Origin of the sequence: Brevundimonas bacteroides DSM 4726 (genome assembly GCF_000701445.1) — a bacterium.
Taxonomy (GTDB): domain Bacteria; phylum Pseudomonadota; class Alphaproteobacteria; order Caulobacterales; family Caulobacteraceae; genus Brevundimonas; species Brevundimonas bacteroides.
Map to the genome: position 1 here is coordinate 18,988 of NZ_JNIX01000014.1, position 19,819 is coordinate 38,806.

Annotated in this window: 20 protein-coding genes and 2 pseudogenes; 3 read left to right on the forward strand and 19 right to left on the reverse strand. The window is 67.8% G+C overall.

The features are described from left to right. Positions 1-13 precede the first annotated feature (13 nt). A pseudogene (locus tag Q333_RS0112615) lies at positions 14-527 on the forward strand (RNA pyrophosphohydrolase); the annotation flags it as partial. On the opposite strand, the pseudogene Q333_RS17405 reads toward Q333_RS0112615, so the two are convergent. The 8 genes and pseudogenes from Q333_RS17405 to Q333_RS0112650 form a co-directional block, all read right to left on the reverse strand. After that, positions 521-742 (reverse strand): annotated as a pseudogene (locus Q333_RS17405) (DUF1272 domain-containing protein); the annotation flags it as partial. The pseudogenes Q333_RS0112615 and Q333_RS17405 sit on opposite strands and share 7 nt — an antisense overlap. A gap of 9 nt (positions 743-751) precedes the next feature. Then, positions 752-1,081 carry a DMT family transporter gene (locus tag Q333_RS0112620; protein WP_029417439.1) on the reverse strand — a complete coding sequence of 110 codons (330 nt, stop codon included), beginning with the start codon at positions 1,079-1,081 and terminating at the stop codon, positions 752-754. A gap of 128 nt (positions 1,082-1,209) precedes the next feature. Continuing rightward, complete coding sequence (locus Q333_RS0112625) at positions 1,210-1,566, reverse strand: YnfA family protein (RefSeq protein ID WP_051651316.1); 357 nt, start codon at positions 1,564-1,566, stop codon at positions 1,210-1,212. Position 1,567: 1 nt separating this feature from the next. Beyond that, positions 1,568-1,837, reverse strand: a complete 270-nt coding sequence (locus tag Q333_RS0112630) for an ATP synthase F1 subunit epsilon (RefSeq protein ID WP_029417442.1) — start codon at positions 1,835-1,837, stop codon at positions 1,568-1,570. Next, positions 1,837-3,402 (reverse strand): F0F1 ATP synthase subunit beta, encoded by a 1,566-nt coding sequence (gene atpD, locus Q333_RS0112635; protein WP_029417443.1) that lies wholly within the window; start codon positions 3,400-3,402, stop codon positions 1,837-1,839. Before atpD ends, Q333_RS0112630 begins: the two co-directional genes overlap by 1 nt. A gap of 40 nt (positions 3,403-3,442) precedes the next feature. Beyond that, positions 3,443-4,321: a F0F1 ATP synthase subunit gamma gene (locus tag Q333_RS0112640; protein ID WP_029417444.1), complete on the reverse strand. Its 879-nt coding sequence runs from the start codon at positions 4,319-4,321 to the stop codon at positions 3,443-3,445. A 29-nt stretch (positions 4,322-4,350) separates the two neighbouring features. Continuing rightward, positions 4,351-5,886, reverse strand: a complete 1,536-nt coding sequence (atpA, locus tag Q333_RS0112645; protein WP_029417445.1) for a F0F1 ATP synthase subunit alpha — start codon at positions 5,884-5,886, stop codon at positions 4,351-4,353. Between the two features lie 72 nt (positions 5,887-5,958). Beyond that, positions 5,959-6,513 (reverse strand): F0F1 ATP synthase subunit delta, encoded by a 555-nt coding sequence (locus tag Q333_RS0112650; RefSeq protein ID WP_029417446.1) that lies wholly within the window; start codon positions 6,511-6,513, stop codon positions 5,959-5,961. A 243-nt stretch (positions 6,514-6,756) separates the two neighbouring features. On the opposite strand from Q333_RS0112650, the gene Q333_RS0112655 reads away from it, so the two are divergent. Further along, positions 6,757-7,566, forward strand: a complete 810-nt coding sequence (locus Q333_RS0112655) for a TerC family protein (protein ID WP_029417448.1) — start codon at positions 6,757-6,759, stop codon at positions 7,564-7,566. After that, a complete protein-coding gene (locus Q333_RS0112660; protein ID WP_029417449.1) occupies positions 7,566-8,390 on the forward strand; it encodes a glutaminyl-peptide cyclotransferase in 825 nt (274 codons plus the stop codon). Before Q333_RS0112655 ends, Q333_RS0112660 begins: the two co-directional genes overlap by 1 nt. 30 nt (positions 8,391-8,420) lie before the next feature. Here the strand turns inward: Q333_RS0112660 and Q333_RS0112665 are convergent, their stop codons facing one another. The 11 genes from Q333_RS0112665 to sucD all read right to left on the reverse strand — a co-directional run bounded on the left by Q333_RS0112665 (position 8,421) and on the right by sucD (position 19,782). Next, positions 8,421-9,101 (reverse strand): hypothetical protein, encoded by a 681-nt coding sequence (locus tag Q333_RS0112665; protein WP_157072460.1) that lies wholly within the window; start codon positions 9,099-9,101, stop codon positions 8,421-8,423. Between the two features lie 118 nt (positions 9,102-9,219). Further along, positions 9,220-9,963, reverse strand: a complete 744-nt coding sequence (locus Q333_RS0112670) for a DUF1223 domain-containing protein (RefSeq protein WP_029417452.1) — start codon at positions 9,961-9,963, stop codon at positions 9,220-9,222. 62 nt (positions 9,964-10,025) lie between these two features. Then, positions 10,026-12,224 carry a prolyl oligopeptidase family serine peptidase gene (locus Q333_RS0112675; RefSeq protein WP_029417454.1) on the reverse strand — a complete coding sequence of 733 codons (2,199 nt, stop codon included), beginning with the start codon at positions 12,222-12,224 and terminating at the stop codon, positions 10,026-10,028. 12 nt (positions 12,225-12,236) lie between these two features. Beyond that, positions 12,237-14,390 carry a prolyl oligopeptidase family serine peptidase gene (locus Q333_RS0112680; protein ID WP_029417455.1) on the reverse strand — a complete coding sequence of 718 codons (2,154 nt, stop codon included), beginning with the start codon at positions 14,388-14,390 and terminating at the stop codon, positions 12,237-12,239. Positions 14,391-14,486: 96 nt separating this feature from the next. After that, the gene (locus tag Q333_RS0112685) at positions 14,487-14,819 is read right to left on the reverse strand and encodes a PilZ domain-containing protein (RefSeq protein WP_029417456.1); all 333 of its coding nucleotides are present in this window, start codon (positions 14,817-14,819) and stop codon (positions 14,487-14,489) included. A 96-nt stretch (positions 14,820-14,915) separates the two neighbouring features. Further along, complete coding sequence (locus Q333_RS0112690) at positions 14,916-15,236, reverse strand: 2Fe-2S iron-sulfur cluster-binding protein (protein ID WP_029417458.1); 321 nt, start codon at positions 15,234-15,236, stop codon at positions 14,916-14,918. A 2-nt stretch (positions 15,237-15,238) separates the two neighbouring features. Next, positions 15,239-16,036: a succinate dehydrogenase iron-sulfur subunit gene (locus tag Q333_RS0112695; protein ID WP_029417460.1), complete on the reverse strand. Its 798-nt coding sequence runs from the start codon at positions 16,034-16,036 to the stop codon at positions 15,239-15,241. Positions 16,037-16,043: 7 nt separating this feature from the next. Continuing rightward, on the reverse strand, positions 16,044-17,831 hold the full coding sequence (sdhA, locus tag Q333_RS0112700) for a succinate dehydrogenase flavoprotein subunit (RefSeq protein WP_029417462.1): 1,788 nt from the start codon (positions 17,829-17,831) through the stop codon (positions 16,044-16,046). Continuing rightward, a complete protein-coding gene (gene sdhD, locus Q333_RS0112705; RefSeq protein ID WP_029417463.1) occupies positions 17,831-18,238 on the reverse strand; it encodes a succinate dehydrogenase, hydrophobic membrane anchor protein in 408 nt (135 codons plus the stop codon). Before sdhD ends, sdhA begins: the two co-directional genes overlap by 1 nt. After that, on the reverse strand, positions 18,235-18,714 hold the full coding sequence (gene sdhC / locus Q333_RS0112710; protein WP_084176106.1) for a succinate dehydrogenase, cytochrome b556 subunit: 480 nt from the start codon (positions 18,712-18,714) through the stop codon (positions 18,235-18,237). Before sdhC ends, sdhD begins: the two co-directional genes overlap by 4 nt. A gap of 165 nt (positions 18,715-18,879) precedes the next feature. Then, entirely contained in the window at positions 18,880-19,782 is a 903-nt protein-coding gene (sucD, locus tag Q333_RS0112715) for a succinate--CoA ligase subunit alpha (RefSeq protein ID WP_029417467.1), read from the reverse strand. Positions 19,783-19,819 lie beyond the last annotated feature (37 nt).

Consider the following 19,819-nt stretch of genomic DNA (forward strand, 5'->3'; position numbering starts at 1 on the left):
ATCCCTGGCTTCAATGTCCGACCATCCCAACCATCGCCCCAACGTCGGCGTCGTCCTGTTCAATGCCGCAGGCCTGGTCTGGTATGGTCGGCGCGCAGGCATGACGGACGGCCACGCCTGGCAGTTTCCGCAAGGCGGCGTCGATCCCGGCGAGGACCTTGAGGCCGCCGCCCGCCGCGAGCTGGAGGAGGAGACCGGCGTCGTCTCCGCCGCGCTGCTCGGTCGCACCGACGGCTGGATCGTCTACGACTTCCCCGAGGCCCTGAAGGCCCAGCACCGCCGCGACGGGCGCAAGCCCTGGGACGGCCAGAAGCAGGTCTGGTTCGCCTTCTGCTTCACCGGCGACGACAGCGAGATCGCGCTCGATCGCCACGCCGAGATCGAGTTCGACGCCTGGCGCTGGGGCGATCTGGCCGAAGCACCGGACCTGATCGTGCCGTTCAAGCGCGACGCCTACGAGCAGGTGGTCGCGGCCTTCGCGCGGTTCGCCGGTCCGTCAGCCGGTGCGGCAACCTGAGGGCTTGAAGACGCGCACGGTCGAAGCGGGAAAACGGGCCAGCAGCCCGGCCGGCCGTACCGGCCTGACGGTGAAGCCGCCGCCGCAGTTGGGGCAACACCCCTGCAGCGGCCCTTCCACGCACGCGACGCAGAAGGTGCACTCGAAGGTGCAGATGCGGGCGTCAGGGCTCTCTGGTGGGAGGACCAGATCGCAGCATTCGCAGTTCGGACGGAGCTCGAGCACGCTGGCAGACTAATGGGCCGCTGATGCCGGAGCCAGCCGCATCAGCACCAGACCGGCCACGATCAGCGCCGCAGCCCCGACCCGCATCGGGTGCACACCCTCGTTCAGCCAGATCACGCCGACGATGAAAGCGCCCACCGCCCCGATCCCGGTCCAGACGGTGTAGGCCGTGCCGAGCGGCAGGCTCTTCATGGCGAGCGACAGCAGGGCGAAACTGACGCCCATGGTGCCGAGCGTGACCAGGCTGGGGACCAGCTTGGTGAACCCGGCCGACTGCTTCATGGAAAACGCCCAGACCACTTCCAGCAGCCCGGCGAGGATCAAGTAAAACCAGGCCACGGTCGGCCCTCCTTGCAAAGGGCCGGGCCGTCCCGGACTTGGCCCCGACCGCCCTCATTCAGAGGCACCGGGGGCGAGGACGTGGCCTCGTCTTGCAGGCGGTCATCTAGGGCCGGGCGCCCCTGGGTTCAAGCGCCTCGCGGCCCGAACAGGATCACGGCGGCCCCGACCAGGCATAGGGCCGAGCCGATCAAGTCCCAACGATCCGGCGCACGCTGCTCGACCAGCCACAGCCACATCAGCGACGCGGCGATGTAGACGCCGCCATAGGCCGCATAGGCGCGCCCGGCCGCCTCGGCCTCAACCCGTGTCAACAGCCAGGCGAACAGCATCAGACAGGCGACGCCGGGCAGGGCCCACCACGCCGATCGGTCGAGCCTCAGCCAGACCCAGAGGGCGAAGCAGCCGGCGATCTCGGCAGCTGCGGCCAGGACGTAGATCAGGGCAGTCGCGGCGTATCCGCCGATGCCCGCCCCCGGGCCCATATCAGGCCGTCGCGACCTCGGTCGCTTCCTCAGCGAGGATGGTAAGGCCTGCGGGCGTGACGTCGGCGAAGCCGCCCTTGACGGTGAAGGTCCGGCGCGACGATCCGTTGATGACGGTCACCTGTCCCTCGCGCAGCGCCGTCATGAAGGGCGCGTGGTCGGCCAGGACGCCGAAGTCACCTTCGACGCCTGGCGCATCGACCTGGTCCACGAGGCCCGAGAAGACCTCGCGTTCAGGCGCGACGAGCGAGAAGTTCAGCTTTCCGGCCATCAGGCGTCCGCCGCCATCTTCTCGGCCTTCTCGACGGCCTCTTCGATGGTGCCGACCATGTAAAAGGCGGCTTCCGGCAGATGGTCGTATTCGCCGGCCACGATGCCCTTGAAACTGCGGATCGTGTCGGCCAGTTCGACGAACTTGCCCGGCGAGTTGGTGAACTGCTCGGCCACGAAGAAGGGCTGGGACAGGAAGCGCTGGATCTTGCGGGCGCGCGAGACAATCAGCTTGTCCTCTTCGGACAGCTCATCCATGCCCAGGATGGCGATGATGTCCTTCAGGGCCTTGTACTGCTGCAGCACTTCCTGGACCGAACGGGCCACGCGGTAGTGCTCCTCGCCGATGACCAGCGGGTCCATGATCCGGCTGGTCGAGTCCAGCGGGTCCACGGCCGGGAAGATGGCCTGGGCGGCGATGTCGCGGCTCAGCACGGTCGTGGCGTCCAGGTGGGCGAAGGAGGCGGCCGGGGCCGGGTCGGTCAGGTCGTCGGCGGGCACGTAGATGGCCTGGACCGAGGTGATCGAGCCCTTGTTGGTCGAGGTGATCCGCTCCTGCAGATTGCCCATCTCGGTCGCCAGGGTCGGCTGATAGCCCACCGCCGACGGGATGCGGCCCAGCAGCGCCGACACTTCCGAACCCGCCTGGGTGAAGCGGAAGATGTTGTCGACGAACAGCAGCACGTCCTTGCCTTCCTCGTCGCGGAAGTACTCGGCCTGGGCCAGGCCCGTCAGGGCGACGCGGGCGCGGGCGCCCGGCGGCTCGTTCATCTGGCCATAGACCAGGGCGCACTTGGAGCCCTCGGTCGAGCCGCCGTTCTTGGACGGGTCCACGTTGACGTTGGACTCGATCATCTCGTGATAGAGGTCGTTGCCTTCGCGGGTGCGCTCGCCCACGCCGGCCAGGACGGAGTAGCCGCCATAGGCCTTGGCGATGTTGTTGATGAGTTCCTGCATCGTCACGGTCTTGCCGACGCCGGCGCCGCCGAACAGGCCGATCTTGCCGCCCTTGGTGTAGGGGCACATCAGGTCGATGACCTTGATGCCGGTGACCAGGATTTCCGACGAGGTCGATTGCTCCTCGAAGCTGGGGGCCTCGCGGTGGATCGGACGGTACATGGTGGTCTGGATCGGACCGGCTTCGTCGATCGGGTCGCCGACCACGTTCATGATGCGGCCCAGGACACCGGGGCCGACCGGGGTCAGGATGGAGGTGCCCGTGTCGGTCACGGGCTGGCCGCGGGTCAGGCCCTCGGTCGTGTCCATGGCGATGGTGCGGACCATGTTCTCACCCAAGTGCTGGGCGACTTCCAGCACCAGGCGGAAGGGTTCGCCCGTCTTCTGGTCAACGTTCTGGGTTTCCAGCGCGTTGAGGATGGCCGGCAGGTGTCCGGTGAACTCGACGTCCACGACGGCGCCGATGACCTGGGCGATCTTGCCGGTGGCGACGGCCGAGACCGGCGCGGCCGACTTCGGCGCGGCGGCGGCCCCAGAAACGTTCTTGGGCGCCTTGGCCGCGGCGGGCTTCCTGGCGGCGGGCTTCTTGGGGGCGACGGTGTCGGTCATCGGCGGGGTCCGTTTCGTAAGGTCTGTCAGGATCGGAGGATCAGAGCGCTTCCGCGCCGGCGATGATCTCGATCAGTTCGGTGGTGATCTGGGCCTGGCGCTTGCGGTTGTATTGCAGCGTCAGGGCGGAGATGAGGTCGCCCGCGTTGCGCGTGGCGTTGTCCATGGCGCCCATCTGGGCCCCGAAGAAGCTGGCCTGGTTCTCGAGCAGGACGGCCAGGATCTGGGTCTTGATGTTGCGCGGCAGCAGGGTCTCGAGGATTTCCTCTTCCGAGGGCTCGTACTCATAGACCGCGCCGTTCAGGTCGACCGGCGGGGCGTCCCCGTCGACCACGGCGGGCACCAGCTGCTTGGGCGTCGGCACCTGGGAGATGACCGACTGGAAGCGGCTGTAGAACAGGGTCACGACGTCGGCGTTGCCGGCCTCGAACTCCTGGGCGATCAGGTCGGCGATCGGTTCGGCGGTCGCCATGCCGATGACCTTGTGGTCGGACAGCTCGAAGGTGCGGATCAGCTTGTCGCCGTACAGCCGGGTCAGGCCGTCGCGGACCTTGCGGCCCACGGCGATGATCCGGACGTCCTTGCCGTTGGCGATCAGGGTGTTGATCCGCTCGCGCGCGGCCCGGATGACGTTGGAGTTGAAGCCGCCGGCCAGGCCCTTGTCGCCGGTGGCGACGACCACGAGGTGCTTCTTGTCCGAGCCCGTCCCGGCCAGCAGCCGGGGCGCGTTGTCGCCCGAGACCCCCGCCGCCAGGTTGGCGATGACGGCGGCCATCTTCTTGGCATAGGGGCGCGCGCTCTCGGCCTGGTCCTGGGCGCGCTTCAGCTTGGCCGCGGCGACCATGTTCAGGGCCTTCGTGATCTTCTGCGTGGACTTCACGCTTCCGATCCGATTGCGCATTTCCTTGAGGCTGGCCATCGGGCGCTACTCTTTCAGCTGTCCGGGGGTCAGGCGAAGGTCTTGGCGAAGGCTTCGATGGCGGCCTTCAGCTCGGCTTCCAGCTCCTTGGACAGGGCCTTGGTCGACTTGATCGCGTCCAGGATCGGCTGGTGCGCCGAGTGCATCCGGGCCAGCAGCTCGCTCTCGAAGCGGCCGATGTCGGAGACCGCGATGCCGTCCAGATAGCCGCGCGTGCCGGCATAGATCGACACCACCTGCTCTTCGACCGTCAGCGGCGAGTACTGGGGCTGCTTCAGCAGTTCCGTCAGGCGCGCGCCGCGGGCCAGCAGCTTCTGGGTCGAGACGTCTAGGTCCGAGCCGAACTTGGCGAAGGCGGCCATTTCCCGGTACTGGGCCAGCTCGCCCTTGATCGAACCGGCGACCTGCTTCATCGCCTTGATCTGGGCCGAAGAACCCACGCGCGACACCGAGATGCCGACGTTCACGGCCGGGCGAATGCCCTGATAGAACAGGTCCGATTCCAGGAAGATCTGGCCGTCGGTGATCGAGATCACGTTCGTGGGGATATAGGCCGAGACGTCGTTGGCCTGGGTCTCGATCAGCGGGAGCGCCGTCATCGAGCCCGAGCCGTTGTCCTCGTTCAGCTTGGCCGAACGCTCCAGCAGGCGGCTGTGCAGATAGAAGACGTCGCCAGGATAGGCCTCGCGGCCCGGCGGACGGCGCAGCAGCAGCGACATCTGGCGATAGGCCACGGCCTGCTTGGACAAATCATCGTAAACGATGAGCGCGTGCATGCCGTTGTCGCGGAAGTACTCGCCCATGGCCGTGCCGGCGAACGGGGCCAGGAACTGCAGCGGGGCCGGTTCCGACGCCGTGGCGGCCACGACGATGGTGTATTCCAGGGCGCCGCGCTCCTCGAGCGTCTTGACGATCTGGGCCACGGTCGAACGCTTCTGACCGATGGCGACGTAGATGCAGTAGAGCTTGTCGCTCTCGGGCGCGCCTTCGACGTTGATCGACTTCTGGTTCAGGATGGTGTCGACGGCGACGGCGGTCTTGCCGACCTGACGGTCACCGATGATCAGCTCGCGCTGGCCGCGCCCGACGGGGATCAGGGTGTCGATGGCCTTCAGGCCGGTCTGCATCGGCTCGTGCACCGACTTGCGGGGGATGATGCCCGGGGCCTTGACGTCCACGCGGCGGCGCTCGGTGAACTGGATGGGGCCCTTGCCGTCGATCGGCTCGCCCAGCGGATTGACCACGCGACCCAGCAGGCCCTTGCCGACCGGCACGTCCACGATCTCGCCCAGACGACGGACCTCGTCACCCTCGGCGATGGCGGCGTCGGCGCCGAAGATCACCGCGCCGACGTTGTCGCGCTCCAGGTTCAGGGCCATGCCCTTCACCCCGGCCTTGGGGAAGGAGATCATCTCGCCGGCCTGGACGTTGTCCAGACCGTGGATGCGGGCGATGCCGTCGCCGACCGACAGCACCTGGCCGACGTCCGAGACGTCGGCTTCCACGCCGAAGTTGGCGATCTGCGACTTGAGGATGGCCGAGATTTCAGCGGCGCGGATGTCCATGGCGGGCTCTTCTTCTCTATCGTCTTCGTGTCGAGTGCGCCGAAGCGCGCTGCATTTTGGTGCTGAAGCGGGTCAAGCCCGCTTCAGGGCGAACTTCATCTGGTCGAGCTTGGTCTTCAGCGAGGCGTCGAACAACTTCGAGCCGACCTTGACCTTGAGGCCGCCCAGGATCGAGGGATCGACGCGGGCGGTCATCTCGGGGGCCTTGCCCAGCGCCTGCATCAGGGCCGAGCGGATGTGGGCGGCCTGGGCGGTCGTCAGCGGCACAGCCGAGACCACCTCGGCGGCGACGACGCCGGTGTGGGCCGAATACAGGCGCTCGAAGCCGGCGATCACGGCGGGCAGGTCCTTCGCCCGACCGTTCTGGGCCAGCAGGCCGAGGAAGTTCCGGGTCGTGGCGTCGAACCGGGCCTTGTCGGCGATGGCCACCAGGCCCTTGGTCTGATCCTCCGAGGCGATGACCGGCGAAGTCGCCAGACGGCGCAGGTCGGCGCTCTCGATCCAGGCGGCCTTCAGCGACTTCAGGTCCGCGCGCACGGGCTCCAGACGACCGGTCTCCAGCGCCAGGTCGAACAGCGCCTGGGCGTAGCGTCCACCGACTTCCGTCGTTCTGAAATCGTCAGCCAAGACCTGTCCGTCCGATATGCGGTTTCGTCAAACGACCGGCCGCATGCTTGCGCCGGTCAAAGGCTTGTAATGCTTAAGGAAAGCACGGAGGGGGCCGTCTCGCTGGAAACGCCCCTCGCTAAGCCGGGCGCCGGATAGCACCCTTTGTCCCACGGAGCAACCGAGGCAGGACCGCACAGGCGGGGCCTTGATCGGGACAGCCGGACATGGCCTTAAGGACGCCTCCCATCACAGGACGATCCCATGTTCGAAGGCCTCGCCCAGATCTTCACCGACCCCGCCGCCTGGGCGGCGCTCGCCACCCTGGTGGTTCTGGAGGTCGTCCTGGGGATCGACAATCTGATCTTCATCTCGATCCTGTCGAACAAACTGCCCGAGCATCAGCGGCAGCGCACGCGGCGGATCGGTATCGGCCTGGCGCTCATCATGCGGCTGGCGCTGCTCATGACCATCGGCTGGATCGTCGGCCTGACCGCGCCGGTGTTCGACCTGGGCATCGTCGGCCCGATGAACGAGCACGGGGAACCCGCTTTCGAGACCTCGTTCAGCTGGAAGGACCTGATCCTGATCGCGGGCGGCATGTTCCTGCTGTGGAAGGCGACCAAGGAGATCCACCACACCGTCGATCCCACGCCGTCCGACCACGACGTGCTCGACAAGAAGTCGGTGGCCATCAACAACGCCGGCGCGGCCATCGTCCAGATCATCCTGCTGGACCTGGTGTTCTCGATCGACTCCATCCTGACGGCCGTCGGCCTGACCGATCATGTGCCGATCATGGTCATCGCCGTTCTGACCGCCGTGACCGTCATGCTGCTGGCCGCCGATCCGCTGGCCAACTTCATCGAGAAGAACCCGACGGTGGTCATGCTGGCGCTGGGCTTCCTGCTGATGATCGGCATGGTGTTGATCGCCGACGGCTTTGGCGTCCATGTGCCCAAGGGATACATCTACGCAGCCATGGCGTTCTCGGCTCTCGTGGAAGGCCTGAACATGCTCAGTCGGAAAAGCGCGGCGAAGAAGGCGGCCCAGACACCGCCCACCGCCCACTGATGCGCCTGCCGGGCCTCGGCCTCGCGCTCGTCCTCGCCCTCGCCCTCGCGGCGGGGCCGGGCGCGACCCTCGCCCAGACGCCGGCCCCGGCGGCGGCCCAGACCGTCGCCCCGCCCGTCGCCCGGCCCCCGCGCCAGGGGTATGAGGTGGTCGCCGTCCACCCGCACGATCCGACGGCCTTCACCCAGGGGCTGGTGTTCCGGAACGGCGAGTTCCTCGAAAGCACCGGCCGCTATCCGTCGACGGTGCGTCGCGTGCGGCTCCAGGACGGCGAGGTTCTGGTCCGGCGCGAGCTCGACACCGACTTTTTCGGCGAGGGTCTGACGGTCCTCGGCGATCGCGCCTTTTCCCTGACCTGGCAGAACGGCAAGGGCTTCATCTGGAACCCGGATACGCTCGAGCCGCTCGGCGAGTTCGCCTACGCCGGAGAGGGTTGGGGGCTGACCCACGACGGGGCGCGGCTGATCCTGTCCGACGGCACTGCCCGGCTGCGCTTTCTTGATCCACAGACCTTCGTCGAGACGGGATCGGTCACCGTCAACTGGCAGGGGCGGCCGATCGGGCGACTGAACGAACTGGAGTTCATCGACGGCGAGGTCTGGGCCAACGTCTGGCAGACCGACGCCATCCTGCGCATTGACTCGGCGACCGGAAACATCCTGTCCGTCATCGACCTGTCAGGCCTGCTGGCGCCCGGCGACATTGTCGACCCCAACGACGAGGTCCTGAACGGCATCGCCTGGGACCCGACGACACGGCGCCTCTTCGTCACCGGCAAGAACTGGCCCAAGCTGTTCGAAATTCGGGTGACGCCAGCGGGCTGACCGCGCTCAAGCAGCGAGCGATAGCGCCACCTAGTTGGTCAGTATCTGTACCCGCGACCAGACCGAGCCCCTGTTGACCACCTCGATCCTGACTGGCCCGCCCCGCGGTCGCACCAGGGTGCAGACGGGGTAGTGATCGAGCGAGCTGTCGGAACAGAGCACCGCCCCCTCGCGCTCTCTGAGCACCAGGTCGATATTGGTGTCGCCATCGCCGATGGCGGCGACACGCAGCACTTCGTTGGGTCGCGCGTCCACCTCAAAGCCGAACGTCTCCCGCGCGCGCACCCGCCGCACGATGACGATTGGACCGGGCCCGAAGGCGGAAGCGCGGACCCCCTTCTCCCGGGTCCGCAGGCGCAGGATCTGCGCCCGAACCGCAGGATCGTCGCCCGCCATCCGTTCCGCTTCGTCGAGCAGGACGTCGGCGGTCAGGAAGGGTTCGTCGCCGCTCTGGGGTCGGGTGCGGACGTCATCCAGCATTCGCGCGGCCACGAGAAGCGCCTGCCCGTCCTCATTCGCTCGCGCCCACGCCGCGACCTCGGCAGCCGTCACCATCTGGGCGATGGCGGCGGCTTCCGTGTCCGGATCCGGTGGGGGCAATTGGGCCTGAGGTCCTGCGGGTGCGGCGGCGAGACTCAGGATCGCCAGCAGCAGGGCCGCGCTCGGGATCATCGGCCGGCCCGACACCGCCTGATCCCGACTCATAGACATTCAGCTTGCCCCCCCGACGGCCGCCGCGGCCACGCACCCCTAGCGGCGCTCGTCAGGGCGCGGACACTGACCGAAGATGACTGGCGCTTCAAGCGTTTGGCGACGATGAAGAAGGAACTCAGTTCACCGCCGCGGCGAGGATCCGATGATCCTCCGACGCCTGGACCAGGACGGCCGTGCGTTCGCCCGCGTGCGATACTGCGGGCAGTTCGAGCAGAATCGGATGGCCTCGCCATTCACCCAGGCGGGTCAGACGACGCACCACGTTGACGTGTCGAACCTGCTGGCCCCGGTTGTCACCGTTCTGGACCGTCACCGTCTGGGGCCCGGGCGTGAAGGTCACGGCCCAGACCTCGGCACCACCTGCAGGCGCCCGCCCCGAACCGATGCCGACGGCGTCGCCGCTCTCGCGGAACTCGACCTCCGGCGGGAAGACGCGCGCCTGAGCCTCCGCTTCCACAGCCGCCTCGATCGCCTCGCCCTCGGCACCCGACATCTGGCGACGGCCGTCGATCACTACCTGGGGCGTATAGACGTTCCGTAACCGCAGGGCCGCCTGATAGGCCCGCTGACGGGCCTCGAACTCGGGTCGGGCGAAGGTGTCCTCCCAGCCCAGATAATCCCAGTAATCGACAGCATAGGTGAGGGCGATGACGCCAGGCTCGTCCGCCATCGCCTCGATCCGGCGGTTTGCCTCGGGACACCCGGAGCAGCCCTGGGCGGTGAACAGCTCGACCACAACCGGCTCGACGGGCGCATCGCGGACGCTGGAGCGCGCGCCCACGGGCTGGGCCACGCTGGCGACCCCGCCAACAAGCGCGAGCACGCCAGCAGCCCCGATGATCCAGCCCCTCGTCTTCATGGCGGCGATTGGTAAACCCCCAAGGCGAGGAGCGCCGCTCATAAGTCCGTGAGAATCCCGCCTCAGTCCATCAGCTGCTGGGCCAGATAGGTGTAGTGCCGGGCCCAGCGGCGGGCGTTGGCCACCGGATCTGCGTCGTTGGAATGCCCGCCCGCCGTTTCCTCGTAATACAGGTGGTCGTGGCCCTGATCGGCCAGACGCGCGGCGAACTTGCGAGCATGGCCGGGATGCACGCGGTCGTCGCGTGTGTTGGTGGTGATGTAGACGCGCGGGTACTCTATCTCCGGGCTCAGCCGCTGATAGGCCGAGTAGCGGCTGATGAAGGCGGCGTCCTCGGGGATGCGCGGGTCGCCGTATTCGCCGATCCAGGACGCCCCGGCCGGCAGCTCCTGATAGCGCAGCATGTCGATCAGGGGGCTTTCGATCACCGCCGCGTTGAACAGCTCCGGATGCTGGGTGATGGACACCGACGTCAGGACCCCGCCGTTCGACCGCCCATAGATGCCCAGATGCCGCGGCGAGGTGATGCCTCGCGCCTGAAGGTCGCGCGCCACGGCCGCGAAGTCGTCGAACGCCAGCTGGCGGTTCTCGCGCAGCACCGACTGGTGCCAGGCCGGTCCGAACTCGCCGCCACCCCGGATGTTGGCCTGGACGAAGACGCCGCCGTTCTCCAGCCACAGCTTGCCCATCTCGGGCTTGTAGGCGGGCGGGAAGCTGACCTGGAACCCGCCATAGCCGAACAGGATGGTCGGGGCCGTCCCGTCCATCGCCAGGTCGCGCGGGCGAACGACGAAATAGGGAATCATGGTCCCGTCGCTGGACCGCGCCTCGAACTGCTCCACAACGTGGGTCGCGGGGTCGAACAGGTCCGGCGCGGCCTTCAGGGGCGTGATGGAGGCCGCGTTGACGTCGATCAGACCCAGGCTGGGCGGCGTCAGAAAGCCCTGCCGGCTTAGGAACAGCCGACCGCTGGAGCGGCTGGTATCGCCAAGACCGATCGCCAGGTTCTCTGGCACATCGACGGTGGTTTCCGGCCAGCCGAACTCGCCACGATTGCGGAACACGCTGATGCGTCCACGCACATTGTCGAGCACCGAGACCACCACTCGATCATCGAAGACGGCGACGTCCTCGACGGACTGGCGCGGTCCCGGGGCGAAGATGGTCGTGGCGGCGTTCGAGATGACCTGGCGCGGATTGTCGCCCAGTTCCTCAAGGCTGACGACCATCAGTGTCCCAGCCGCGCGGGGCTGGGTGTACCAGGTCCAGTCCTCCTCGACGGTGAACACCAGCCGACCGCCCATGACGCCATGCAAGCCGGCGCGAGCGGGCAGGTTCAGCTTTTGCGCGCCCGCGTCTGTGATCCACCACCGCTCGGCCCGGAAAGTGTCGAGAGGCCGATTGACGATCACGGCCTGAACCGCGCCCCGCCCGTCGCGGAACACAGAGGCGCTGACGCCGTAGCCGCCGTCGGACTGATCGCCGCGATAGACCTCGGTCCCCTGGGCCAGGGTCTGGCCGCGAGTCAGGGCCTTGACGATGAACGGATAACCGCTCTCGGTCAGGGTGCCCGGCCCGAAATCCGTGGCGACCAGCAGGGTATCGCGATCCAGCCAGCTGATGCGGTGCTTGCCCTCCGGCAGGGAGAAGCCGCCCTCGACGAAAGTCCTGGTCGTCGTGTCGAACTCGCGCACCACGACCGCGTCCTTGCCGCCGTCCGACAGGCTGATCAGGCAGCGCGTCTCGTCGGGCGGCAGGCAGCTCGCGCCCTTCCAGACCCAGTCGACGCCCTCGGCCCGGGCGAGCGCGCCGACGTCGATCAGTGTCTCCCACTGCGGCGCGTCGGTGCGGTAGCTGTCCAGCGTCGTGCGCCGCCACTGGCCCTTGGGGTTCTGCGCGTCCTGCCAGAAATTGCCGATGCCGTCGCCGAGGAAGCTAGGCGTGGGGATCCGCGCCGTCGAGGACAGCACCTCGAACGCCTCCGCCCGGAAGGTCTCGTAGCGCGGATCGCCGGTCAGGGCGGCCAGCGACCGCTCGTTGGACGCCCGCACGAAGGCCATCGCCTCGGCGCCTTCGACCTCTTCCAGCACGAGGTGGTCGTCTGCCGCGCGCACGCCCGCCGGCGACAGGTCGGACGGGAATTGGGGCATGGTGGCCAGGGGACGAGCGACCGTCTCGGGGTCGAGCATGGCCACTTCCATCGGTGCAGAAGCACAGGCCCCGAGCGCCAGCATCGAGGCGGAGAGCATCAGGATACGCATGCGGTTACTCCGTCAGTCCATCAGACGTCGGCTGAGGTAGGTGTACTCCAGCGCCAGCCGCCGGGCGCTTTCGCGCAGGTTGGCCGCCGCGCCGTGACCGCCGTCGGTGTTCTCGTAGAACAGAACGGGGTAGCCGAGCTCTTCCAGACGCGCGGCCGCCTTGCGAGCATGGCCCGGATGGACCCGATCGTCCTTGGTCGAGGTGTGGATGAAGACCTCCGGATAGGGCTGGCCGGCGCGCAGGTTCTGATAGGGCGAATAGGCCTGGATCCAGGCGCGTTCCTCGGGGATGTCCGGATTGCCGTACTCGGAGATCCAGCTCGCCCCGGCCAGCAGCCGGTGGTAGCGCAGCATGTCGAACAGCGGCACCTGGATGACCGCCGCGTTGATCAGGTCCGGCCGCTGGGTCAGCATCGCCCCCATGAACAGCCCGCCCTGCGAGCCGCCCATGATGCCCAGACGCGGCTGGCTGGTGATGCCGCGCGCGATGAGGTCCAGCGCCACGGCCTGGAAATCCTCATGCGCCCGCTGGCGGTTCTCCTGCAGCGCCGCCTCGTGCCAGCGCGGGCCGAATTCGCCCCCGCCCCGGGTGTTCGCCACGACATAGACGCCGCCGCGCTCCAGCCACAGCTTGCCGGTCGTGGCCGAATAGCCGGGCAGCTGCGACACCTCGAAGCCGCCGTAGCCGTAAAGCAGCGTCGGATTGGACCCGTCCAGGGCCAGGGTCTCGCGGTGGACGACGAAGTAGGGGACCATCGTGCCGTCGGCCGACCGGGCCTCGAACTGCTGGACCGTCAGGCCTTCGGCGTCGAACTTGGCCGGCAGGGCCTTGACCGGGGCCAGGTCGCCCGTCGCGGCGTCGGCGAGATACAGCGTCGAGGGCGTCAGATACCCCGCCGCCGAGACGAACACCTGATCGTCGCGGTCCGAGGCCGACCCCACGCCGACCGTGATGTTCTCGGGAAGGTCCAGCCGGCTGCGCGCCCATTCCCCCGATGGATTGGGGCGATAGACATAGATGCTTCCGCGCACGTTCTCGAACAGGGCCACCACCAGGCTGTTGCGCGTCGCGTTGATCCCCTCGACGGCCTCGCGCTCGCCGGGCCGGATGACGAGCTGCGCCCGCGCGCTCTGATCCGCCAGCCAGTCCGACAGGGTCCAGGCGATGACGTCGCCGGTGCGGAACGCCTGCCCCGACGGCGCGGTCCAGTCCTGTTTCAGAGACACCACAAGCTGGCCCTGGACCAGGGCGTTGATGTCCGCCTTCGCCGGAAGCTGGAGACGGGTCGTGGTCCCGTCGGCGTTCAACAGGTGCGTCTCGGACTCGAACAGGCTGAAGGCCCGATTGATGAGGACGGCCTGCACCACGCCGTCGGCGTCCCGCAGCGTCGAGGCGCCGACCAGGGTGTCGCTGGTCTCGCCGGTGAAGACCGTCTCGGCCTGGTCGATCGTCTGTCCCCGCCGCAGGCGCTTCACGGTCGTCGGATAGCCCGAGGTTGTCAGCGTCCCTTCACCGAAGTCGCGCGAGATCAGAAGCGTGTCCTGGTCGACCCAGGTCGCGCCGCCCTTGGATTCCGGCAGTTCGAAGCCGCCCTCGACGAAGGTCTTGGTGACGCTGTCGAACTCGCGGATCGTGACCGCGTCCTTGCCGCCGTCGGACAGGGAGATCAGACACAACCGCTCCTCCGGCGGCAGGCAGCTGGCCCCGCGATAGACCCAGTTCTTGCCCTCGGCGCGTGACAGGGCGTCGATGTCCAGCACCGTCTCCCATTCGGGTGCCTCGGTGCGGTAGCTGTCCAGCGTCGTGCGCCGCCACACGCCGCGAATGTTGGTTGCGTCCTGCCAGAAGTTCGAGATCAGACCGGAGTTCAGGAAGGCTGGCGCGGGTATACGGTCGCGCGACTCCAGGATGGCCAGGGCCTGATCATGCAGTTGCTGATAGCGCGGGTCGCCCTGAAGGGTGCCCAGGGACCGCCGGTTCTGTTCTTCGACCCAGGCCAGGGCCCGCTCGCCCTCGACCTCTTCCAGCCAGATGTAGGGATCGGACGCATCGGTCGTGGCGAAGGCGACGGTTTCGGCAGCAGATGCAGGAGCGGTCTGGGCCAGGGCGGCGCTCGTGAGGCTGGTGGTGGCGAGAAGCGCGGCGAGCGCGGCGGAACGGATCATCGACGATACCCTCATGTCTCGGACGGGAGCACCTTAAGGACTGTGACGCGGCTGTGAAGCCGTCCGCGGCGTCTCGCCGTCCGCGGCGTCTCGCCGTCAGCGGCCGCCCGCGCGGGTCCAGGCCTCGCGCGCGGCAAGCCAACGGGACGGCACCAGCCCCTTCAGACTCGCCTGGTTCAATCGCTTTAGCCCGGTCTCGGCGCCCTGCCGCCAGGCGGTCTCCGCCTCGATGGCAAGACCCGCCGCGACGTCCACCACGACCACCCGGGCAGGCAGGGCCAGCGCCCGGTCCAGCCGCACCTTCAGCCCGCCGCCCGAGGTGTCGGCGATGACGCAGGCGATCTCGATGCCGGGCGCGACGACGATCCCGCGCGCGTTCGCGGCGGCGCGGGGGGTGTGTCGTCGATCGGCGGGCTGGGATTTGAACACGAGAACTCAAACGCGGCGGGAGAGGGATGGTCCCTCAACCATGACCGGGTGTGGCCCAGTCCGGGCCGCGCGTCCAGCGATGCCGAAGAGGGCACGTCAGTGCTGGCTCTGCGGCAACCGCACGATCAGGCCGTCCAGCGCGTCCGTCACGCGGATCTGGCAGGACAGCCGCGAGTTCGGCTCGACCTCTTCGGCGAAGTCCAGCATCGACTCTTCCATGGCCGAAGCCTTGCCCGTCGTCTCGCGCCAGGCCTCGTCGACATAGACATGGCAGGTTGCGCAGGCACAGGCCCCGCCGCAGTCCGCGTCGATGCCCGGCACATTGTTGCGGATCGCGCCCTCCATGACCGACAGGCCGGGCTTGACCTCAACGACATGCTCGCGGCCGTCGTGCTCGATATAAGTTACCTTAGCCACGCTCAGGCCGCCTGCTTGCGGCGGCCCGGGGCGACCATCAGCTTCTTGGTCTCGGCGATCGCCTTGGCGGGGTTCAGGCCCTTCGGACACACCTGGGCGCAGTTCATGATGGTGTGGCAGCGATAGAGCTTGAACGGGTCCTCGAGGTCGTCGAGCCGCTCCTGGGTCTTGTCGTCGCGGCTGTCGGCGATCCAGCGATACGACTGCAGCAGCGCCGCCGGCCCCAGATACTCCGTCTGGTTCCACCAGTAGCTGGGGCACGACGTCGAGCAGCAGGCGCAGAGAATGCATTCGTACAGCCCGTCCAGCTTCTCGCGATCGGCGGGGCTCTGGCGACGCTCCTTCTCCGGGTCGGGCTCGTCGGACTGGAGGTAGGGCTTGATCGAGTCGTACTGGGCGTAGAACAGGCTCAGGTCCGTCACCAGGTCCTTGACCACCGGCTGGTGCGGCAGGGGGGCGATGGCGATGGTCGAGGACTGGCACTCCTCCCAGCCCTTGGTGCAGGCGAGCGTGTTCCGTCCGTCGATGTTCATCGAGCAGGAGCCGCAGATGCCCTCGCGGCACGAGCGGCGGAACGTCAGGGTCGGGTCGATCGTCGACTTGATGTGGATCAGGGCGTCCAGCAGCATCGGCCCGTGGTCGTCGGCCGAGACCTGATACTCGTCCCAGCGCGGGTCGGCGTCGACCTCCGGGTCGTAGCGATAGACGCGGTACGTCTTGACGTTCTTGGCCCCCTTCGGAGCCTTGTGGACCTTGCCCTTGGTCGGCTTGGAGCCACGGGGGAGGGAAAGCTGGACCATCGGTTCCTCAGTAAACCCGAGCCTTGGGTTTGATGTACTCGATGTCCTTCGACATCGTGTATTCGTGCACCGGGCGGTAGTCGATCTGGACGCCCTCGCCCGGCCGCTTCCAGGCCAGGGTGTGCTTCATCCACTCTTCGTCATTGCGGTCGGGGAAATCTTCCCGCGCATGCGCCCCACGGCTTTCCTTGCGGTTGGCCGCGCTCTCGATGGTGACCAGCGCCTGATCGATCAGGTTGTCGTATTCCAGCGTCTCGACCAGATCGGTGTTCCAGATCATGCCGCGGTCCGTCGTGCGGATGTCGGCGCCACGGTCGTGAATGGCGCGCAGCTTGGCGACGCCCTCATCCAGCGAGGCCCCGGTGCGGAAGACTGCCGCGTCGGACTGCATGGCGCGTTGCATTTCGCGACGCAGCTCGGCCGTCGGCGTGCCGCCCGACGCATTGCGGAACCGGTCCAGCCGGGCCAGATGCGCATCCGTCGCCGAGGCCGGCGCGTCCGGCACGCTGGATGCCTTGTCCACCGTCTCGCCGGCGCGCAGGCCCGCGGCGCGGCCGAACACGACCAGATCGGTCAGGGAGTTGGAGCCCAGGCGGTTGGCGCCATGCACACTGACGCAGGCCGCCTCGCCCACGGCCATCAGGCCCGGCACCACGCTGTCGGGGTTGCCGTCGCGCAGGGTCAGAACCTCGCCGTGATAGTTCGTCGGGATGCCGCCCATGTTGTAGTGGACGGTCGGGATGACCGGGATAGGCTCCTTGGTCACGTCCACGCCGGCGAAGATCTTGGCGCTCTCGGAAATGCCGGGCAGGCGCTCGTGCAACACCTTGGGATCGAGGTGATCCAGGTGCAGGTTGATATGGTCCTTGTTCGGACCGACGCCGCGGCCTTCGCGGATCTCCATGGTCATCGACCGACTGACCACGTCGCGCGACGCCAGGTCCTTGGCCGACGGGGCATAGCGTTCCATGAACCGCTCGCCCTCGGAGTTGGTCAGGTAGCCGCCCTCGCCGCGCGCGCCCTCGGTGATCAGGCAGCCCGCGCCATAGATGCCGGTGGGGTGGAACTGGACGAACTCCATGTCCTGCAGCGGCAGGCCGGCGCGCAGAACCATGGCGTTGCCGTCGCCCGTGCAGGTGTGGGCCGAAGTGGCCGAGAAGTAGGCCCGGCCGTATCCGCCCGTCGCCAGGATGACCATCTTGGCCCGGAAGCGGTGCAGCGTCCCGTCGTCCAGCTTCCACGCCGTGACGCCCGTGCAGGCCCCGTCCTGCATGATCAGATCGAGCGCGAAGTATTCGATGAAGAACTCGACCTCCCGCCGCACCGACTGGCCATACAGGGTGTGCAGGATGGCGTGGCCGGTGCGGTCCGCCGCCGCGCAGGTGCGCTGGACCGGGCCCTCGCCATAGTTCTTGGTCATGCCGCCGAAGGCGCGCTGGTAGATGCGGCCGTCTTCGGTCCGCGAAAAGGGCACGCCCCAGTGTTCCAGCTCATAGACGGCCTTGGGGGCCTCGCGGACCAGGTATTCGATGGCGTCCTGGTCTCCCAGCCAGTCCGACCCCTTGACGGTGTCGTACATGTGCCAGCGCCAATCGTCCTCGCCCATGTTGCCCAGCGACGCCGAGATGCCGCCTTGCGCCGCCACGGTGTGCGAGCGCGTCGGGAAGACCTTGGTCACGCAGGCGGTCTTCAGCCCCGCCTGGGCGCAGCCGAGCGCGGCGCGCAGGCCCGAGCCGCCGGCCCCCACCACGACGACGTCATACGCGTGATCGACGAATTGATACGAGGAAGCCATCAGAACGCGAGCCCGGCCGGCAGCGGCGCCGAGCCCAGCGCCAGCCGCGTGATGAAGAAGACACTGGCCGCCGCCAGCAGGAGACAGCCAAGGCCGATCAGGGCCGACAGCGCCCGGTTCGAACCCGGCGTGTGAATGTAGTCGTCGACGATGACCTTGGCGCCCATATTCATGTGCCAGATGGAAATCAGGATCGTGGCCGCCAACAGCGCCGCATTGACGCGGTTGGAGACCCAGTCGAGCACGCCCTCGTAGCCTGCTCCTGCGATGGAGAAGCCGCTCCACAGCGCCCACAGCGCCAGCGGGATCAGGATCAGCGAGGACAGCCGCTCGGCCGTCCATTCGCCTGCGCCGTGCCGCTCCGACACCTTGACGCCCTTCACGAAAGCCTTGGTCTGGCGGCTCACAGCGTCACCTTTCCGGTCGCGAACAGGATGGCCCAGAAGCCGACGGCGATCACCAGCGCGCCCCACAGGCTAAGCCAGGTCAGGCTGGTCGCCGCCTTGGGCGACAGGCTGGAGCCGGCGTCCCAGATCAGGTGCCGAACCCCTGCCGTCAGGTGATAGGCCGCAGCCAGAGTGATGCCGAACCAGATCAGCAGCCCGACCGGCGACCCCATCAGCCCGCTGAACGTCGCGTAGGCCTCGGGCCCGAACGCCGCCGCCGCCAGCCAGGCCACGAAGAAGACGGACCCCACCGACAGCGCCCCGGCGGCCATGCGGTTCAGGATCGAGCCGGTCATGGTGGCGTGGAACCGCCAGACCTGCAGATGGGGAGACAGGGGACGCGGGCGGCCGTTCGGCTGGATCACGAAGCGGCCAGTCTGGTCACCGGTCGGGTCGTTCGACGTATCGAGCGGCGCGCCGGGAGAGGCGTTCGACATGCGAATGGTTCTCAAAACCTTGGAGGATCAGCGAACAAGCTGATGCGGACAGGCTTTAGGGACCGTCGCGGGGGGGTGTCAACGAAGCGCGGCGCTGCGTCGCGGTCCCGGTAAAGCCTTGCGGGTGATCCGGTCGTCCGTCGCCGGACGACCGGACAGCGAGGGTTAGCCCTTCAGAACCTCCACCAGCGTCTTGCCCAGACGCGCCGGGGACGGCGAGACCTTGATGCCGGCGGCTTCCATGGCTGCGATCTTGGATTCCGCGTCGCCCTTGCCGCCCGAAACGACCGCGCCGGCGTGGCCCATGGTGCGGCCCTTGGGCGCCGTACGACCGGCAATGAAGCCCGCCATGGGCTTCTTGCGGCCCTTCTTCGCCTCGTCGATCAGGAACTGGGCGGCGTCCTCCTCGGCCCCGCCGCCGATCTCGCCGATCATGATGATGGATTCCGTGGCCGGATCGGCGAGGAACAGCTCCAGCACGTCGATGAACTCCGTGCCCTTGACCGGGTCACCGCCGATGCCGACAGCGGTCGTCTGGCCCAGGCCCTCGTTGGTGGTCTGGAACACCGCCTCATAGGTCAGGGTGCCCGAGCGCGAGACGATGCCGACATTGCCCTTCTTGAAGATGGAGCCCGGCATGATGCCGATCTTGCACTCTTCCGGGGTCAGGACGCCGGGGCAGTTGGGGCCCAGCAGGCGGCTGTTCGAGCGGTCCAGCCGCGCCCTGACCCGCACCATGTCCATCACCGGAATGCCCTCGGTGATGCAGGTGATGAAGGGGATTTCGGCCTCGATGGCCTCGATGATGGCGTCGGCGGCCCCCGCTGGCGGCACATAGATGACCGAGGCGTCGGCGCCGGTCGCGTCCCGCGCCTCGGCGACCGAGGCGTAGATCGGCAGGGTCTCTCCGTGGCTTCCGGTCCAGTTCGTGCCGCCCTTGGTCGGGTGAACGCCCGCGACCATCTGGGTGCCGTAGTAGGCCAGCGCCTGTTCGGTATGGAACCCGCCGGTCTTTCCGGTCAGGCCCTGGACGATGATCTTGGTGTCGCGATTGACGAGGATGGACATGGTTCAGCTCTGAATAAGTCGGTCAGCAGGACGGTCG

Excerpts from the sequence above, each read along its gene's own strand:
- Q333_RS0112625 (WP_051651316.1), bottom strand. The coding sequence starts at position 1,566 with ATGGGCCCGGGGGCGGGCATCGGCGGATACGCCGCGACTGCCCTGATC.
- Q333_RS0112630 (WP_029417442.1), bottom strand. The coding sequence starts at position 1,837 with ATGGCCGGAAAGCTGAACTTCTCGCTCGTCGCGCCTGAACGCGAGGTC.
- atpD (WP_029417443.1), bottom strand. The coding sequence starts at position 3,402 with ATGACCGACACCGTCGCCCCCAAGAAGCCCGCCGCCAGGAAGCCCGCC.
- Q333_RS0112640 (WP_029417444.1), bottom strand. The coding sequence starts at position 4,321 with ATGGCCAGCCTCAAGGAAATGCGCAATCGGATCGGAAGCGTGAAGTCC.
- atpA (WP_029417445.1), bottom strand. The coding sequence starts at position 5,886 with ATGGACATCCGCGCCGCTGAAATCTCGGCCATCCTCAAGTCGCAGATC.
- Q333_RS0112655 (WP_029417448.1), top strand. The coding sequence starts at position 6,757 with ATGTTCGAAGGCCTCGCCCAGATCTTCACCGACCCCGCCGCCTGGGCG.
- Q333_RS0112660 (WP_029417449.1), top strand. The coding sequence starts at position 7,566 with ATGCGCCTGCCGGGCCTCGGCCTCGCGCTCGTCCTCGCCCTCGCCCTC.
- Q333_RS0112665 (WP_157072460.1), bottom strand. The coding sequence starts at position 9,101 with ATGTCTATGAGTCGGGATCAGGCGGTGTCGGGCCGGCCGATGATCCCG.
- Q333_RS0112670 (WP_029417452.1), bottom strand. The coding sequence starts at position 9,963 with ATGAAGACGAGGGGCTGGATCATCGGGGCTGCTGGCGTGCTCGCGCTT.
- Q333_RS0112675 (WP_029417454.1), bottom strand. The coding sequence starts at position 12,224 with ATGCGTATCCTGATGCTCTCCGCCTCGATGCTGGCGCTCGGGGCCTGT.
- Q333_RS0112680 (WP_029417455.1), bottom strand. The coding sequence starts at position 14,390 with ATGATCCGTTCCGCCGCGCTCGCCGCGCTTCTCGCCACCACCAGCCTC.
- Q333_RS0112695 (WP_029417460.1), bottom strand. The coding sequence starts at position 16,036 with ATGGTCCAGCTTTCCCTCCCCCGTGGCTCCAAGCCGACCAAGGGCAAG.
- sdhA (WP_029417462.1), bottom strand. The coding sequence starts at position 17,831 with ATGGCTTCCTCGTATCAATTCGTCGATCACGCGTATGACGTCGTCGTG.
- sdhC (WP_084176106.1), bottom strand. The coding sequence starts at position 18,714 with ATGTCGAACGCCTCTCCCGGCGCGCCGCTCGATACGTCGAACGACCCG.
- sucD (WP_029417467.1), bottom strand. The coding sequence starts at position 19,782 with ATGTCCATCCTCGTCAATCGCGACACCAAGATCATCGTCCAGGGCCTG.